This window comes from Pseudomonas syringae group sp. J254-4 (assembly GCF_032586855.1).
In the GTDB taxonomy this organism is placed as follows: Bacteria; Pseudomonadota; Gammaproteobacteria; order Pseudomonadales; family Pseudomonadaceae; genus Aquipseudomonas; species Aquipseudomonas amygdali.
This window is the reverse complement of record NZ_JAWHOO010000033.1, coordinates 1-16,290: the sequence shown is the minus strand read 5'-3', so window position 1 is coordinate 16,290 and position 16,290 is coordinate 1. Positions and strand designations below refer to the sequence as shown.

At 55.2% G+C, this 16,290-nt stretch carries 16 protein-coding genes and 1 pseudogene; 14 read left to right on the top strand and 3 right to left on the bottom strand.

All coding sequences use genetic code 11. The features are described 5' to 3' along the window. Positions 1-73: 73 nt before the first annotated feature. The 6 genes from RYB09_RS25755 (at position 74) to RYB09_RS25730 (ending at position 6,926) form a co-directional block, all read left to right on the top strand. Positions 74-2,083, top strand: a complete 2,010-nt coding sequence (locus RYB09_RS25755; RefSeq protein WP_005782535.1) for an LPD7 domain-containing protein — start codon at positions 74-76, stop codon at positions 2,081-2,083. Positions 2,084-2,212: 129 nt separating this feature from the next. Further along, positions 2,213-2,863, top strand: coding sequence for an AAA family ATPase (locus RYB09_RS25750; RefSeq protein ID WP_003407061.1), 651 nt, complete (start codon positions 2,213-2,215; stop codon positions 2,861-2,863). After that, on the top strand, positions 2,854-3,207 hold the full coding sequence (locus RYB09_RS25745; RefSeq protein ID WP_003407059.1) for a hypothetical protein: 354 nt from the start codon (positions 2,854-2,856) through the stop codon (positions 3,205-3,207). The genes RYB09_RS25750 and RYB09_RS25745 overlap by 10 nt, the downstream gene beginning before the upstream one ends. Before the next feature lie 565 nt (positions 3,208-3,772). Next, positions 3,773-5,086 (top strand): replication initiation protein, encoded by a 1,314-nt coding sequence (locus RYB09_RS25740; protein ID WP_005782534.1) that lies wholly within the window; start codon positions 3,773-3,775, stop codon positions 5,084-5,086. A gap of 138 nt (positions 5,087-5,224) precedes the next feature. Further along, entirely contained in the window at positions 5,225-5,650 is a 426-nt protein-coding gene (locus tag RYB09_RS25735; protein ID WP_005782533.1) for a LexA family protein, read from the top strand. Beyond that, positions 5,643-6,926: a Y-family DNA polymerase gene (locus RYB09_RS25730; protein ID WP_010199916.1), complete on the top strand. Its 1,284-nt coding sequence runs from the start codon at positions 5,643-5,645 to the stop codon at positions 6,924-6,926. Before RYB09_RS25735 ends, RYB09_RS25730 begins: the two co-directional genes overlap by 8 nt. 75 nt (positions 6,927-7,001) lie before the next feature. Here RYB09_RS25730 and RYB09_RS25725 read toward each other — a convergent pair whose 3' ends face one another. Further along, the gene (locus RYB09_RS25725) at positions 7,002-7,322 is read right to left on the bottom strand and encodes a hypothetical protein (protein ID WP_005782530.1); all 321 of its coding nucleotides are present in this window, start codon (positions 7,320-7,322) and stop codon (positions 7,002-7,004) included. A gap of 265 nt (positions 7,323-7,587) precedes the next feature. Between RYB09_RS25725 and RYB09_RS25720 the strand changes: the two genes are divergently transcribed. The 5 genes from RYB09_RS25720 to RYB09_RS25700 all read left to right on the top strand — a co-directional run bounded on the left by RYB09_RS25720 (position 7,588) and on the right by RYB09_RS25700 (position 9,957). After that, positions 7,588-7,875, top strand: coding sequence for a hypothetical protein (locus tag RYB09_RS25720; protein WP_080034378.1), 288 nt, complete (start codon positions 7,588-7,590; stop codon positions 7,873-7,875). Positions 7,876-7,968: 93 nt separating this feature from the next. Continuing rightward, entirely contained in the window at positions 7,969-8,379 is a 411-nt protein-coding gene (locus RYB09_RS25715; RefSeq protein WP_005782529.1) for a hypothetical protein, read from the top strand. A gap of 337 nt (positions 8,380-8,716) precedes the next feature. Then, the gene (locus RYB09_RS25710; protein WP_003348581.1) at positions 8,717-8,917 is read left to right on the top strand and encodes a hypothetical protein; all 201 of its coding nucleotides are present in this window, start codon (positions 8,717-8,719) and stop codon (positions 8,915-8,917) included. 112 nt (positions 8,918-9,029) lie between these two features. After that, positions 9,030-9,680, top strand: coding sequence for an AAA family ATPase (locus RYB09_RS25705; protein WP_003348583.1), 651 nt, complete (start codon positions 9,030-9,032; stop codon positions 9,678-9,680). Next, positions 9,670-9,957: a hypothetical protein gene (locus RYB09_RS25700; protein WP_005782528.1), complete on the top strand. Its 288-nt coding sequence runs from the start codon at positions 9,670-9,672 to the stop codon at positions 9,955-9,957. The genes RYB09_RS25705 and RYB09_RS25700 overlap by 11 nt, the downstream gene beginning before the upstream one ends. A gap of 498 nt (positions 9,958-10,455) precedes the next feature. On the opposite strand, the gene RYB09_RS25695 is transcribed toward RYB09_RS25700, so the two are convergent. After that, positions 10,456-10,950: a hypothetical protein gene (locus RYB09_RS25695; protein WP_050512781.1), complete on the bottom strand. Its 495-nt coding sequence runs from the start codon at positions 10,948-10,950 to the stop codon at positions 10,456-10,458. A 211-nt stretch (positions 10,951-11,161) separates the two neighbouring features. Here RYB09_RS25695 and RYB09_RS25690 point away from each other — a divergent pair. Beyond that, a pseudogene (locus RYB09_RS25690) lies at positions 11,162-11,338 on the top strand (SOS response-associated peptidase); the annotation flags it as partial. Between the two features lie 48 nt (positions 11,339-11,386). Here RYB09_RS25690 and RYB09_RS25685 read toward each other — a convergent pair. Continuing rightward, entirely contained in the window at positions 11,387-14,254 is a 2,868-nt protein-coding gene (locus RYB09_RS25685; protein ID WP_316890785.1) for a Tn3 family transposase, read from the bottom strand. A 125-nt stretch (positions 14,255-14,379) separates the two neighbouring features. Here RYB09_RS25685 and RYB09_RS25680 point away from each other — a divergent pair, with 125 nt between their 5' ends. Together RYB09_RS25680 and RYB09_RS25675 are read left to right on the top strand one after the other, a co-directional pair. Further along, complete coding sequence (locus tag RYB09_RS25680; RefSeq protein WP_000904906.1) at positions 14,380-14,994, top strand: recombinase family protein; 615 nt, start codon at positions 14,380-14,382, stop codon at positions 14,992-14,994. Positions 14,995-15,058: 64 nt separating this feature from the next. Then, a protein-coding gene (locus RYB09_RS25675; protein ID WP_085959879.1) for an IS3-like element IS1133 family transposase occupies positions 15,059-16,188 on the top strand; the annotation gives its coding sequence in 2 pieces (ribosomal slippage) (positions 15,059-15,305 and positions 15,305-16,188; 1,131 coding nt in all). The last annotated feature ends 102 nt before the right edge of the window (positions 16,189-16,290 follow it).

Here is a 16,290-nt window from a genome sequence, read left to right as displayed (position 1 = left end):
TGGTGCTGTCCCGCCTTACGCCAAGAACCCGCACCGGGTCGCGACGGTGGCTGACATCGAGCAGCGCGCCCGGATGCTGTTCGATCCGCTCAAGCGACCTGCAGACAAGGCGCTGGTGTTCAAGCGGGCTTCGATCAAGGCCCTGACCGTTAACAAACACGCCTCCACGGTGGCCGCGTATTTCACGCGGCAGGCGCAGCACAACCAGATCGCTCCGGCCCACCGCCGGGCCATACGCCGGATTGATCAGCAGTATTTCGCGCTCAGGCGCGCCGTGTTCTCCGATCAACGCTTAACCCGCCAGGACAAGGCGCAGCTGGTTTCCGTGCTGACCTTCGAACGGCTCAAAGCACGTGAACAGTTCCACAAACCCCAACCCAATATCGAGGTAAATCTCATGGGCAGTGCAGCCATACGCAATCTCCTAGATGATGAAAAAGAAGACCCAGGCTTCAGCATCAGCGGCGCGAGGGGCCCAGGCCGTGAAGGCGTGCGTGACCAGGTGAAGCGGATCATGGATCGCTTCGCCAAACAGGTTGATCCAGACGCCGCCACTGAGCGGGCTCGCGACCTAAGCGCCAAGGATCTTTACACGCGCAAGGCCAAGTTCAGTCAGAACGTGCATTACCTGGACAAACAGACCGACAAGACCCTGTTTGTCGACACGGGTACCACCATTTCCATGCGCCGCACGGGCATCACCGAAGCCGGGGTGTCCGTAGCCCTCCAGCTGGCCCGCGAAAGGTTTGGCAGCACACTGACGATCAACGGCACTGCCGAATTCAAAAAGCTGGTGATCGAGGCGGTGGCCAAGAATGGTCTGGACGTGCATTTTACCGACAAGGCCATGAATCAAAGCCTGGCGGACCGCCGTGCAGAGCTGGACATCGAACGTGATGGCCAGAGCATTGGTCCTGCCACCGACTTGCCTCGGCACGTTGATGATGCCACACGGGACGTGCGGGACCAGGCGGATCGCCTGGGCGTTACCGTGCCTATCGAAGCGTTGTATGGCCAAGGAAAAACGGCTGACCAGGTTAGCCAGGCGCTCACCGCGCAGCTGGACACCGTTCCTGAGTCGGAGCGCATTGCGTTCGTGGAGACGGTGGCCATCACCCTGGGCATTCCAGAACGCGGCCAGCCCAAGGGCGACCAGGCATTTGCACAGTGGCAGGCGCAGCGTGCGCAACCGGCTGCGAATTCCGCAGCATCAGCAACGTCTGAAGCGCAGGCCAATGTGCCGACGCCCTCAGACGCCGTGCCTGAACCGGTGATCCCAGAAGCCGCGAAGCCTGCGCTGGTCAACGACCCTGACCTGCAGAGCCCAAGCGAGCTGGTCCGGCTTGAAGCGCAATGGCGTCGTGATTTTCCGATGTCCGAAGCGGATGTCAGGGCCTCTGATACGGTCATGGGCTTGCGAGGTGAAGACCATGCCATCTGGATCATTGCGACGGATGACAAGACCCCAGAAGCGGCTGCCCTGCTGACGGCTTACATGGAAAACGACAGCTACCGCGAAGCGTTCAAAGCCAGCATCGTCGCTGCTTACAAGCAAGTCGAAAACTCGCCTCAGTCGGTCGATGACCTGGACCACCTCACGGCGATGGCTGCCCAGATAGTCAATGAGGTGGAAGAGCGTCTGTTTCCTTCACCTCAAGCAGCTACGGGCCAGACAGCTCCGTCTAGGAGCAAAGTCATCGAGGGCACGCTTATCGATCATGGGGAAGCACCGTATCAGCACAATGACGACAACCAGATGAGCTACTTCGTGACGCTCAAGCCCGAGGGCGGTAAGCCCCGCACGGTGTGGGGCGTAGGGCTGGAAGAGGCCATGAGCGACGCAGATCTGAAGCAAGGCGACCAGGTACGTTTGCGAGACCTGGGCACCCAGCCTGTCGTGGTGCAGGTCATCGAAGAGGACGGCACTGTCACGGACAAAACGGTCAACCGCCGCGAATGGTCAGCGCAGCCGGTCGCGCCTGAACGGGAAGTGGCCGAGACCACGCCCAAGGGGCAGGCCGCCGCAGCAGGCACACCGGAGCTGTCATCCCCGGATGAAGATGATGGTATGAGTGTGGATTGAACCGAGTGAGAACCCTCCTCCTTGTATGGGGGTGGGTCCCTTCCAGGAGACTCAGTAGATTCCTCGTAGCAAATTTTCCATAACTTATGTAAGTTATGTCACTTCAATAATCAGTATCAAGGGCAGTTCATGATCTTACTTTTAGGTGGTGAAAAAGGCGGCAGCGGTAAAAGCTGTCTGGCTCAAAACCTTGCCGTCTGGCTGCAGGCTCGCGGAGGTGACGTCCTGCTTCTAGATGCCGACCCTCAGGGCACAACCGCAGACTGGGCTGCTGAACGCTCTGCACAGGGAGACCTCCCTGCGATTCCTGTTGTGCAAGCACACGGCAATATTCGTCAAACGCTGACAGACCTTCGGGGCCGGTACAGGCAAATTGTGGTCGATGCTGGAGGATCTGATTCGGAGGCACTGCGGTCAGCTATGACGGTAGCAACTCATATGTTGATACCTTTCCGGCCCAAGCGACGAGATCTCAAGACCCTTCCAAAGGTCGATAACCTGGCACGACTGGCTACTGCAGTGAACCCAGCATTGAACGTGCGTGCAGTGATCACCCAATGCCCTGCCCTTCCTAGCCAGATACAGCGGATATTGGATGCCAAAGAAGCATGCCGCTCCTTCGGCATTCAACCTCTTGACGCGATTACTACAGCTCGCAATGTCTACGACGATGCGGATGAAGACGGATGTTCGGTCTTGGAGAGCAACTCTGACGCACGTGCTAAAGAAGAGATAGAGACGTTGGCAGCAGAGCTTTGGGGGGCTGCAAAATGGGATTGAAAGATTTGATTCGTAAGCCTGAGCAGGTCTCCCCGTCTTCGGAGGCCAACGACGAAGCAGCGCTGGCTTTCATATCTGCAGCGCCCGTTAGTGCCACGCCCGAGCCTAAGCGCAAGCGTAAGAAAGCTTCTACATTCGTACGTACTACTTTTTCCCTCTCCAAGGACGTGAACAGGCAGATAGATAAGATTTCTCTTTTGCCACGGACCTTCCGCATATCTAGATCCGATGTGATTCGGGCTGGAATCATGGCCCTCCAAGAGCTTGATAAGGCTGACCTCATTGCGCTGCTTGAGAATGCATCTAATGCCGAACCCATAACCGATTCTATGGAAGACGAGTAAGTGCTATAACTTACGTAAGTTATTACTGTTGCATAAATTACATCAGTGATTTCGTTGAAAGCCCCGTTACGCAAGGGTTATGGCCATGCGCACTAGGCTGAAAAGGTGGTGGAATATAAGCTTAAAAAAATGGCATTTTCATTGCGGATGGGGAATCCGGGTGATAGTGTTCACGCACTTTGCCTGCCCACCGTTGCTGGGATGCCATATTTTTCATGCTCGAATGAGCGTAGACGGGAAAATTTCTAACGATTTAGCCATATAGCAGAAACCAAAAAGCCCCGCTTGCCGGCGGGGCTTTTTGGAAAAACTTGAACAGGCCTTGCTTTTTTCGAGAGAAGGAGGCCTGTCCAACACACATAACGTGAGCTGATTATGGCGTTCACTGCGGCTTTGTGCAAGTCGTCAAAAGTGAAGCCATCAGTTCACCGCTGAACGGTGGACTTATGGAAAAGATTCTTCAGCGGCTGTGCGTTCTCGATGACCGCACCCTGCCCCCCCGGTTGACCCTTTGTGTCAAACACTTTCACGCCGTTGGCCAACCTGCTGGCCAAGGCGGTGAAGCATGAACCACGACAATGCGCTCAGCCTTTCCCTCGCGACCTCACTCATGGCCAACGCCGATCCGCTGGCCAGCAGCACTCACCTTCCGCCAGCGCGGTTTTTCGAAGACGGCACCGCGCTCAATCGGTTATTGCTGGAAGCGCCGTACATGGCGCGATGCAGCGATGACAAAACCGCGACCCGCGTTCGCCCTCGTGAGTACGCGCTTCGTTATCCCTATATGCAGGTCAATCGCCCCGGCATGGTGTCCTGGCTGGTGTTCGACCTGGACCACGCCAATGCCCTGGCCTGGGACGATGCCGGGTTGCCCGCGCCGAACCTGATGGTGCGTAACCGAAAAAGCGGCCATTCCCAATTGTTCTATGCCGTGCCGTCCGTGTGCACCACCGAGAACGCCCGAGCCAAGCCGATTCAGTACATGAAAGCGATCTATGCCGCGTTTGCCGCTCGCCTCGACGCGGACGTGGACTACCACGGTGGCCCTGTGGCCAAAACACCTGGTCACCCCTGGTGGGAGACGACTGAATTCCACAGCCACGTCTATGAACTGGGCGAACTGGCGAGCGCGGTAGAGCTGACCGTCAAGCCATGGGCCACTGGTCCCAAACTTGACCAGGTCAGCCATTCGCGGCACTGCATCCTATTCGAGCAGCTGCGTTATTTTGCGTACAGCATCGTCAATCGCGAGCGCGAGCTGGGGTCGTTTGAGTCTTTCATGCGCTCGCTCGATGCGTATGCGTACAACCACAACAGCTTTCAAAAACAGGGCTTTTCGGAAAACCTGCCGCTGTCTTCGATACGCGCCACGGTCAAATCCGTAGGTCGCTGGACGTGGGATCGGTACACCGGTGATCGTCGTTGCCATCGAGGCGCAATGCAGCTCGATGGCAGCTTGTCGCTTACCGAGCGGCAGAGCCTGGCTGCGAAGCGCACCAATGAGCTGCGGCACAAAGCCACAGAATCGAAGATCCGTGCCGCGTGCAGGCAGCTTCAAGACCAGGGCAAGGCATTGGTACGTTCTGCCATTGCGACACTCGCCGGCGTTTCGGTGAGAACGGTGGCCAGCTACACGCACATCCTTACCGAAGTTTTGCAACCGGCCACTGTGAGCGTTCTCAGGGCCAGCCGTAAGGCTGTGCCCGTACCACTTCGGCAAGATCGTTCACCCGCTACCCCACCCGTTCAGGCCCTCGTTGGTCAGCCTGCTGATGGCCGCGCCTCGGGTGTGCAATCCGGTGTACATCAGATATCTGCGGTCACGAAGGGGCCGCAAGCCGGAGAGCCCTTAAAAAAAGAACATGAGGATGGTTCATGATGGGGAGTGCGCGTATGAATTCAGTGCGTGCAGCGATGGCTTTCTGTGCTGCTGGTCGGCTTGAGTTGACGTGTTGAGGCTGTGAGTCGTTAACTGTACGCCCATACAGTTAACTCTGTTCCCAGCCAGGTTCGCTTCATGAACGTCAAAATACTCGGTCGGTTGTGCGGGTCCGGAAAGGTCATACCCTTCTACACTTTCAAAATCCCTGCCGGTTTTCCTAATCCTGCTGCGGACCACATCGAGCAGGACTTTTCATTCGACCGGTTGATGGATTTACGTGCGCCTCACATCTATGTGGCCAAGATCGATGGCGACAGCATGGAGGGTGCAAAGATTTTTCATGACAGCCTCGTTGTCGTGGATCGATCCAGAAAACCGTCCAGTGGAAGCATTGTCATTGCTGCCGTGAACAACGAGCCGCTGTGCAAAATCCTCATCCTGCAGGGTGACCATGTCGTGCTGAAGTCAGCCAACCCCGCCTATCCGCCTCGGCATATCCTGGAAGGCGAAGAACTGTCGATATGGGGCGTGGTGAGACATGGCGTCACGAGCTTTGAGTAACAAGCCAACGCCGGTGTTTGGCCTGGTCGATTGCAACTCGTTTTATGCCAGCTGTGAGCGGGTGTTTCGACCGGACCTGGCCAAGGTTCCCATAGTGGTTCTTAGCTCAAATGATGGTTGTGTCATTGCCCGCAGCTACGATGCAAAACCGTATGTGAAAATGGGTGCGCCTTATTTTCAGATCAAGGACTTACTGCGTCAGCACGGCATCCAGGCGTTCAGTAGTAATTTTGGGCTCTATGGCGACCTGAGTCAGCGCGTGATGGCCATCATAGAATCCATGGTACCTGCCGTTGAGGTTTACAGCATTGATGAGGCGTTCGCAGACCTGACCGGTATGCCTGGCAATTTGACCGAGTTAGGAAGATCGATTCGATCCAAGGTCTACCGCTGTACCGGCATTCCCGTGGGTGTGGGGATTGCACCGACTAAGACACTGGCCAAGCTGGCCAACCACACGGCAAAGCGTCTTCAGGCGCACACCGGCGGGGTCGTTGACATCTGTGACCCTGTAAAACGCGATTGGGTGCTGCGCAATACTTCTGTCGGAGAGGTCTGGGGCATAGGTCGAAAGATGAAAACGCACCTGGAGGGCATGCAGATCCGGTCGGCTAAGGACTTGGCCATGGCCGATCCTTGGATGCTGCGCAAAACATTCAGTGTTGTGATCGAGAAAACGGCACGCGAGCTGGCGGGCACCGCGTGCCTGGAGCTGGACGAAGTCGAACCACCACGTCAGGAGATCTGCTGCAGCAGAATGTTTGGTAAGCGGTTGACCGAGCTGGGGCCGATCAAAGAGGCGGTGGCCACCTACATGATGCGTGCCTCTGAAAAATTACGCGCCCAGGGATCGGTGTGTAAAAAGATCCGGGTGAGCATTCGCACCGGCATGTTCAATCCTGACGAAGCCAAGTATGCAAACGGCGCTCTGGTCCAGCTGCCCTACCCCACCAACGATGTGAGGGTGATGACCCAGTTCGCGACAGAGGCGGTTTCGCGGATTTTTCGACCAGGCTTCAGGTACAGCAAAGCAGAAGTCTTGCTGATGGATATCTGCCAGCCAGGCGAATTCACTGACGATCTGTTCACCATCAATCAGCCGGCGAGTTCAGATCGACTGATGGCTACTTTGGACATGATCAACGGCAAGTGGGGACGCGGGACGCTGCGTACAGGATCAGTACCAGTCGTTCCGGATTGGGGGATGCGCCGTGAGCTGATGAGCCAGAGCTACACGACGCGACTTGATCAGCTGTGGGTTGTAAAGGCTAACTGATCAAGTGCCAGGATCCCCAGGTCAGACAAGGAAAACCCTCGGCTACCCTGAAATTCCAGAGGTTTAATTGCTAGCTTAATCTCTGCGTTTTCCAACAATTACTGCGCCTCGCGTCAGCGAGAAGCCAACGTCTCCAACATAAGTTCCATTGGACTGATTGCAGTTCTCCGACGAGCCCATGGCCACTGGAACGACGTTGACCACGTCATAGCCTCTCTCATCAAAATTGTTATATGCCTCTTCAAGGCGCTGTGAAAACTCATCGAAATCCACAGAGCGATCATCGTAGATTTTCCTGAATTTGGTTCTGAAAATACCAACGTCTTGAGTTTCTGAGTGCTTAGATGCGTAAAACCACGTGGTTATGAATTTCTTCGACACTATCGACTTCTCCATTGTCAGCTCTTCCGAGCTTTTTTACCTGTTGCTTGGCACAGCTCAGGCAGATTAAGTGATGGATGCTGGAAATCAAATCACTTCTGGGTCGTAAAGGCTAAGTGATCAATTCCCAGCGCTCGTGCTGCCTTAAATATTAATTATGAATTAGTAATTAATAATTCTTGTTTTTAGGCCCATCTGGGCCTATTATGTCTTTGTTGGTGGCACGCAGAGAGCCACTCGAACCTGAGGGGGCTAGTCGTTGCCACCTACGAGGAACGAGATGAGACTTTCAGATGTAGCGACTATCCGGACGAATTTTCCAGAGGCTCATTTTTGGATAATTCGTCGGGGTTCAGCAGAACGATGCGGCGCACCAGGGCGAGTGTTCAATCCTGAACACATAGGTGTCCTGGTGAACCGAACAGACATCGTTCTACCTGACTACCTTTTCTACGCGTTGATGCATGTGCATCAGCAAGGCTACTGGGAAAGGTTGGCAACAGGGACGCTGAGCCTGGTCAACATCCGTGTTTCAGACGTTCAGCGTATCGAACTGTCACCACGGTGAAGAAGGGGCCGCAAGGCCCCAGTCTTTACGTTCCTCAATGTGTTTTATTAATTAGCAATTAATAATTATGATTTATTAATTAATGGGATGACAATGAAGATTGAGCTACCTGGTATCCCTGAACAGCAGAGATTGATTTTCGAGATGGCTACTCGCGAGGCGATAAAGCAGCTCGAAGCAAACCTGCACGCGCCAAGCATTCCTGGTCCAAAGGATCTGGACGAGGCCCTGTTTCCGCGTACTCACCTGTTGCGTAAGCACGAAGGATGGGAAGCACCTCACGCTGAAATAGTCAGGTCCTATTTCCGGCACTTTCAGGACCATTTCGACGCGTATGCGACGGATAAAAAGCTGGCGGGATTGCTTCGCATCGCATCAGACAGACGAATTAGGAAGTTCAAGGAGGGGAGCCAAGACGTGCCTTACGAGATCTGGCGAAATTTTCTAATCCTCACAGGCCGAGTGCCGCAGGACATCGTGCCGATTTTGGCATTCACGGGCTAATAGAAGGAGAAGGTAGTCAAAGAAGGTGCTGGGGATGGGTGCAACCACCCCCAGCGTGAACACAATAAACCTGGTGGAAAATCATGCTCAACATGAAATGTATCACAGCTCGTCCTTTGCTGTTACGTGACCTTGCAGACCCTAAATATCGCTATTGGATAAAACAGTTTGCCGGTGAGGTTGCAGCTCCCTGCATAGCCGAGTCGCTCATGTCGTTCCTTCGTAAGCATCCCCTTATCACCTGAAAGCTGTTTTTAGCTGCAGCGAATGGCCTCTGCGTGTCCGCTCGGATACGCAGGGTGCTGTGTCGTCCAATCTTGGGCTAAGGGAATGGCATATGACCTCTTATGCGCTTACTGGAGCGGTCATTGATGACGAGGGTGTTACTACGATCATCAACGAATTCACCACCAGTGCAGCACGTGCAGCTGAGTGGATCCGCTTCTACACAGGTAACAGCTTTACCGGCACGTTGATCCTTATAACGACTGACATCGACGGTATCAAAGCCAAGCGACGGGTCGTTCTAGATCGTTGAGAAGGGGAATGGACCGATCTGCGCTGGATCGGTCTTGACTAGAAGCCCCACAGAGCTGATTATTAATTGTTATTTGCGAATTATTAATTGCGAATTAATTTAGGAGGCCCACATGGGCACAATCGTGATGGTTGGCGGGAACAAAGGCGGCGTAGGCAAAACTACCACTGCCGTAAACGTATCCATTGGGTTGGCAATGGAAGGCTACGATGTCTGTTTAGTAGACGCGGATGCGCAACGCAGCGCCTCGAAATGGTACGCAGAGCGTGAAGCGGCACAACTGGAACCGAAGATCACCCTGATTGAAAAACGCGACAACATCACGGTTACGCTGCGAACACTGAGCGAGAAATTTGATTATGTGATTGTCGACGTCGCTGGTAGAAACTCGCGTGAATTGATCACCGGAGCAGTAGTTGCAGACATCATCATTGCTCCAAACCAATGCAGCCAGCTCGATCTTGACACCCTTGGGGAGCTGCAAGAGCAAGTCTTGCGCTGCCGAGATCTAAACCCAAACCTGCAGGCATATGCCTATCAATCTATGGCTTCCCCAAACCCTGCAGTTCGTGTCACGGAGAGGCGCGAATTCCTGGAATTTCTTTCCGAGTATCCTGAGATCAAGCCTTTGGACTCAGTCGGCTTCTATCGGAAAGCATACAAAGACTCGATTCCTTCGGGAATGTCAGTTTTAGAAGGGAAAAACCGTGAAGCTGCTAACGAGATAAAGAGTCTGTTGAAAGAGGTGTTCCATGGCAATTAAAAAGGCGAGTGAGACTGCAAATAGGAGGGAGCAGGTCAGCGAGGAAGCATCTGAACGCCTGGCCCGAGAGCTAGCTGACAAGCCTTATGACTCTACCCCGTTGGCAAAGGCACCGGATAAGCGGAAGCCAGTTCCCGTATCGATCAGCTTGCCCCCAGGCATACTGGAGAAAATTGAGGACGATGTGCGCGAAAATAAGCGCTCCGGAAAAGCACTCAGGACGGTCAGTGCGATAGTTAAGCATGCGCTGGAAGCGCAAGGTTACACGCTGGATTAATTGGTAATTATTAAATAATAATTACTGGTTTGCTCATTCTCAAATGGGCCGGGCACAGGGTGCCCAGCTCTTTGGCTACGAATAATAGGAAGAGGGTGCCTAAGGCACCTTTAATCGTTTTTGGCATTAGGCTGTAACGGGGCCGGCAGAGAAAACGGAGAAATCGTACGCTAAGCATTCGGCCTGTCAGGTTGGCAAAAATCATCATCCGGGGTCACCGGAAGTCCCGTAAACTCAAGGCCATTCATCAAATTTGGTTGACACAAGTGTCAACTTGTATATCCTTGGAATTGAGGACTGCAACTGCGCATTCGTCGGGACTGGGTACCAGCAAAGGCCCCCCCGCATTCTTGGCAGCAGAGAAAGCTGGTTTCTCTGAAGTAGTGACGACGGGCATAGCCGGTCGGATTCTGAACCCAAGGTCGTAAGACTCGGAGCTAAAGAATCGCTGCGACTACTCCTCAAGAACACTGAAAAGGCGCCCATAGGGCGCCTTTTTCATTTCTGCAGTGGCTCCGGTTCAGGTGCGACAAGATCAGGTTTCGGCGGTCGCGGAATCTGACCTACCAAGGTGCCGTGCGCTCGACGTTGGGGATACCACGTCACAACATAATAGCCAAACCCCGTAGCACGCTCATGGCGTGGCTCAAGGATGAGTGTTCCCGTGGACGTCCTGAGCACTGCAATGCGATTACCGCCACGTTGCTCTTTGAACTCACAGTAGATTTGTGCTCCTGGAACAATCATTTTGGCGATGTGCGCGGCCACACCGTCGATGGTGTCACAACCGTGCTTGAGCAAGTCCGGTTGATGAGCCTCCCAAACGTGAATCACACCAAAACCACTGTTTGCACGGCGGTGAACACCTACGCGCAGATACACATTCCCTCCCGGCAAACCAAATTTCGGCATGTCTGGAATTGTGCCAAAGCTAAACCCGCCACCAGGATGGGCCACAAGCGTGTTTTCTTTGAATTTGAGCAGTTCAGACAAGGGCGAATCCAGAGCCATGGGGACGGGGACTGATAGCCACTATTGTGGCACGCCCAAAATAAGGCGTGAGGAATAGCGCCACGCAACCGAATCGGCTTAGCGTACGATTTTTTTCCGAATTCTGCTGGCTTCCCTAACCAGTCGATTGAATGGAACGGCAGGGCAGGGCGGTGTCTCACATTAGTACATCCACATGCCCCCGTGAGCCATTATGTGTAGCCATTATGAAGCACCGTCACCCCACCAGGTCGCTGAAGTGTTCGGGGTCGCACTGTTCGACCAGTGCAGGCTCGATCTGTGGCCTGGCTACATCGGCCCATTCCTACGCCGCCCAGATGGCCGGGCAGATGAAAACGATTCTCCCGCAACCATGGAAGTGCTGACCGGGGTCGTTTGGGGGAGGGGGCGGATTCCTACGCTAAGGGTTTGGACAGCGTTATTCTCCGGTGAGTTTGATGTGTTCCCATCCGAGCGGCGAAACATGGGCCAAGAGATCGGGCGATAGCAGCTTTCCATCGCGTTTCTGGTTTGCAACGACCTCGCCGAGCTTCATGGTGTTCCAGAAGATGATGATGGCGGCGAGCAGATTCATGCCGGCGATGCGGTAATGCTGGCCTTCGGCGGAACGGTCGCGGATTTCACCGCGGCGGTGGAAGCTGATTGCCCGCTTCAGCGCATGATGAGCTTCGCCTTTGTTGAGCCCGATCTGGGCACGCCGTTGGAGTTCGGCATCCAGAATCCAGTCGATCATGAACAGGGTGCGCTCGACGCGACCGACTTCCCGCAGGGCTGTCGCGAGCTCGTTCTGCCGCGGATAGGAGGCGAGTTTCCGCAGAATCTGGCTTGGCGCGACGGTCCCGGCAGCAATGGTGGCGGCGATGCGCAGGATGTCGGGCCAATTGCGCTCGATCATGGCTTGGTTGACCTTTCCGCCGATCAACGCTCGCAGGTGCGCCGGGGCGGCCGACGGATTGAACGCGTAGAGCCGTTTGGATGGCAGGTCGCGGATGCGCGGAGCGAACCGGTAGCCGAGAATGGCACATGCGGCAAAGACGTGATCGGTGAAGCCGCCCGTGTCGGTGAACTGCTCGCGGATATGGCGTCCAGCATCGTTCATCAGCAGGCCATCGAGGATGTAAGGCGCTTCGCTTGCCGTTGCAGGAATCACCTGGGTTGCGAACGGCGCATATTGGTCGGAGACGTGGCTATAGGCTTTCAGGCCCGGGGTATTGCCATATTTCGCGTTGACCAGGTTCATGGCCTCACCTTGCTCTGTAGCGACGAAGAACTGTCCGTCGCTCGAAGCCGACGTGCCCATGCCCCAGAACCGGGCCATGGGTAACGCTGCCTGTGCCTCGACCACCATGGCCAGCGCCCGGTCATAGGCTTCGCCCTCGACATGCCACCGTCCAATGCGGATCAATTCCCAGAAGGTGTGGGTGTTTGTCGCATCCGCCATTTTGCGCAAGCCGAGGTTGATCCCTTCCGCCAAGATAACGTTCATTAGCCCGATCCGGTCAGCGCAGGGTGCTCCTGTGCGCAGATGGGTGAACGCTTCGGTGAAGCCGGTCGCCGCATCCACCTCCAGCAGGAGATCGGTGATGCGCGTGGGCGGGATCTGCTTGTAGAGATCGAGCACCAGATCTTCGGCGCCTGTCGGCGCGGCGGCTTCGAGTTTCTCGATATGCAGAACGCCGTTTTCAATCGACCCGCCCGGGATCGTGCCTGCGCGAGCGGCACGGCCAAGCTCGCGCAACCGCATGTCGAGGCGAGCTTGCCGGTCTGCCAGCCATTCCTCCGGCCGCAATGGCACAGCGAGACGACCGCCTTCCGCGATGGATTGTGCCGGAACGAGTGCGTGTTTCAGATCGCCATAGCGCCGGGACCTAGTAAGCCAGACATCTCCGGAGCGGAACGCATCGCGCAGATGGAACAGCACCGCGATCTCCCATAGGCGAGCGTCGCCAGCCCTCTGGGCCCGAAGGTGGCGATGCCATTTCGAGCTGGGCCGCAAGAAGCTGGTCATCGCGGCATCGTTCAAACCGGTACGAAGGGCCGTCACCGCTTCCAGAAGCGGCAGTGCAACGGGCGCAGCTCGCAGATCGAGCAGGCGCAACATGCGTGGAGCGTATCGGCGGAAGCGGTGATAACCGTCGAGCACATGATTGAGCGGATCGTCGGCCATGGTGGCGGTCAGCCTGGTTGCCATTGCAACAAGGGTTTTTAAGCCGTCCCACCCTGACCCACTCGCGATGACATCGCCCAGCGGCTGGCCATCATCCTGTGCATCGACCAGGGCGCCCCCGATCTCGGCGAAGGATTTCAGGGTGTCACGCACCACCCCCGCTTCGTCTGCGACCTTTGCATGGCAAATACGCTCCGAAGCACGGTAGAGACGGCCGACGATCCGGTCGTGGGTTTCGACCACTGCGTCGGCCAACATCGCCTGCCATTCCGAGACGCAAACAGCCAAGATCGCAAGCCGCCTGTCCTCCGGGAGATCGCGCATGCCGTCGGCATAATACCGTTCACCCTGCCTGCGCAGACGAGTCACCCGATGGGCAGGAACGCCGGCAAGCAGATCCTCGGGGAGATCGATGCGTTGCAGATATTCGAGCCGGTCGAGCAGCCGGTTGGCCGACGAAGAGTTCGAGCCAGGCTCGAACTGGCGCAGCCACACAAAACGGGTCACCCGATCATCAGCCGTCTCCTCGAGCAATGCCAGCAACTGTTCTCGGATCGACATAGGCAGCCGACTGGCGATCCTCGTCTCGATGCGTCGCTCGGCATCGACGAGAGCCGCGGCACAAAGCCGCTCGATCGTGGATGTCGCGGGAAGGACAGTGCGGGTGCGTCGGCACTCGGCTACGAAGCGACGGGCGATATCCTCGTTCGACACCGCCATCTCGGCTTCTCGGAACAACCATTCCTTCAGCTCGCTCGCACCACGTCCGGAGAAGGTGCGGAAGCCGTAGAGCCCCCGTAACTCGGCAAGATGCTCGTGCCGTGTTTCCTCGCGGGCAGCATAGTCTACGAGATCGTCGGCACCCAGGCCAAGCTGCGCTCCGATAAATTCGATGACCTCTGCAGGGATCAGTTCGCCTGGAGCCAGCACCCGGCCGGGATAGCGCAGGACACACAATTGCAGGGCGAAGCCGAACCTGTTGTGAGCGCGCCGACGCAGCCTGATATGCCCAAGGTCTTCATCACTCAGCGTATAGTGCTTGAGCAAATCCGTCTGTGAAGTCGGCAAGCGCAACAGCGCGTCTTTCTGCCGATCGGTTAGAGTGACGCGACGCGGCATACATGTTCCTTTTTCAAAATCTGATAGCGTTCAAGACGCTTTGTTTATGAAGCTGGTTGAGATACATTTCCAGAGGTCAATGCAATCGTGGCCGAAGCGCCGCCTCAAACCAACGTTTGTGATACATGCTGATCGGATATGCCCGCGTCTCCAAAGCCGATGGCTCGCAGTCTCTCGACCTGCAGCACGACGCCTTGCGCGCCGCAGGTGTCGAACGGGACAATATCTATGATGATCTTGCTTCCGGCGGTCGTGATGATCGCCCTGGCTTGACTGCCTGCCTCAAGTCATTGCGTGACGGCGATGTGCTGGTGGTCTGGAAGCTCGATCGCCTCGGACGATCGCTTGCCCATCTGGTCAACACGGTGAAGGAGCTGTCAGACCGCAAGATCGGCCTGCGGGTTCTGACTGGAAAGGGCGCTCAGATCGACACCACGACTGCGTCCGGTCGCATGGTGTTCGGAATCTTCGCCACCTTGGCCGAGTTCGAGCGGGATCTGATCCGAGAGCGCACCATGGCGGGTCTCGCCTCCGCGAGAGCGCGCGGTCGCAAGGGCGGACGAAAATTCGCGCTCACCAAAGCTCAGGTGCGTCTCGCGCAAGCCGCCATGGCCCAGCGCGATACTTCAGTTTCCGATCTCTGCAAGGAACTCGGCATCGAGCGCGTCACTCTCTACCGATATGTCGGTCCCAAAGGCGAGCTCAGAGACCATGGAAAGCATGTTCTCGGACTTACGTAGTGGACTTGCCTCGGTTTCGTTCCGGTCTTTTTGAGAGCATTATTTGTTATCAAGGAGACCATATATGTCATTAAAGCATAGTGATGAATTTAAGCGTGATGCAGTTCGCATAGCACTCACTAGTGGCTTAACACGCCGTCAAGTTGCGTCAGATTTAAGTATTGGGCTTTCCACGCTTGGGAAATGGATCGCATCAATTTCCGATGAAACTAAAATTCCTACCCAAGACACTGATCTTCTGCGTGAGAATGAACGTTTACGCAAAGAGAACCGTATCCTTCGGGAGGAGAGGGAGATATTAAAAAAGGCAGCAATATTTTTCGCAGTACAAAAGCTGTGAGATTTCAGTTTATTACGGATTACCGTGGCTCTCTCTCACGTTCACGCATATGTCGTTTGATGGGCGTAACAGATCGTGGTTTACGTGCATGGAAACGCCGTCCTCCATCACTGCGCCAGCGTCGTGATCTTATACTTCTAGCGCATATACGTGAGCAGCATCGGTTGTGTTTGGGGAGCTATGGTAGGCCGCGTATGACAGAAGAGTTGAAAGCGCTGGGCCTGCAGGTTGGGCAGCGTCGGGTTGGACGTTTGATGCGCCAGAATAACATTACAGTTGTTCGAACGCGTAAATTCAAACGGACAACGGATAGTCATCATACCTTCAACATTGCACCGAACCTATTAAAACAAGACTTTAGCGCAAGCGCACCCAACCAGAAATGGGCAGGCGATATCACTTATGTTTGGACCAGAGAAGGATGGGTCTATCTTGCTGTTATCCTTGACCTGTATTCCCGTCGCGTGATTGGCTGGGCAACAGGTGATCGATTAAAGCAGGATCTTGCATTAAGGGCACTGAATATGGCGTTGGCTTTACGCAAACCACCACCGGGTTGTATTCAACACACAGACCGTGGGAGCCAATATTGCGCTCATGAATATCAAAAGCTACTGCTCAAACATCAATTGCTGCCGTCCATGAGCGGGAAAGGCAATTGTTTTGATAACTCCGCAGTAGAAAGCTTCTTTAAATCATTAAAGGCTGAGTTGATTTGGCGCAGACACTGGCAAACAAGGCGAGATATTGAGATTGCAATCTTCGAATATATAAATGGCTTTTATAATCCACGCCGAAGACATTCAACACTCGGCTGGAAATCGCCGGTGGCATTTGAGAAAAAAGCCGCTTAAAATGAGAGATAGACCGGAACACAACCGGTGCAAGTCCATAGCAACTCGTTTCTTTTCGCAGGTTGAGCCACCTCCGCGCTTCATCATAAAACTGAAGGAACC

Bases quoted from the DNA above. Each gene is read 5' to 3' on its own strand.
- RYB09_RS25755 (WP_005782535.1), top strand. From the start codon at position 74: ATGCTGTTCGATCCGCTCAAGCGACCTGCAGACAAGGCGCTGGTGTTC.
- RYB09_RS25750 (WP_003407061.1), top strand. From the start codon at position 2,213: ATGATCTTACTTTTAGGTGGTGAAAAAGGCGGCAGCGGTAAAAGCTGT.
- RYB09_RS25745 (WP_003407059.1), top strand. From the start codon at position 2,854: ATGGGATTGAAAGATTTGATTCGTAAGCCTGAGCAGGTCTCCCCGTCT.
- RYB09_RS25740 (WP_005782534.1), top strand. From the start codon at position 3,773: ATGAACCACGACAATGCGCTCAGCCTTTCCCTCGCGACCTCACTCATG.
- RYB09_RS25735 (WP_005782533.1), top strand. From the start codon at position 5,225: ATGAACGTCAAAATACTCGGTCGGTTGTGCGGGTCCGGAAAGGTCATA.
- RYB09_RS25725 (WP_005782530.1), bottom strand. From the start codon at position 7,322: ATGGAGAAGTCGATAGTGTCGAAGAAATTCATAACCACGTGGTTTTAC.
- RYB09_RS25720 (WP_080034378.1), top strand. From the start codon at position 7,588: ATGAGACTTTCAGATGTAGCGACTATCCGGACGAATTTTCCAGAGGCT.
- RYB09_RS25715 (WP_005782529.1), top strand. From the start codon at position 7,969: ATGAAGATTGAGCTACCTGGTATCCCTGAACAGCAGAGATTGATTTTC.
- RYB09_RS25710 (WP_003348581.1), top strand. From the start codon at position 8,717: ATGACCTCTTATGCGCTTACTGGAGCGGTCATTGATGACGAGGGTGTT.
- RYB09_RS25705 (WP_003348583.1), top strand. From the start codon at position 9,030: ATGGGCACAATCGTGATGGTTGGCGGGAACAAAGGCGGCGTAGGCAAA.
- RYB09_RS25700 (WP_005782528.1), top strand. From the start codon at position 9,670: ATGGCAATTAAAAAGGCGAGTGAGACTGCAAATAGGAGGGAGCAGGTC.
- RYB09_RS25685 (WP_316890785.1), bottom strand. From the start codon at position 14,254: ATGCCGCGTCGCGTCACTCTAACCGATCGGCAGAAAGACGCGCTGTTG.
- RYB09_RS25680 (WP_000904906.1), top strand. From the start codon at position 14,380: ATGCTGATCGGATATGCCCGCGTCTCCAAAGCCGATGGCTCGCAGTCT.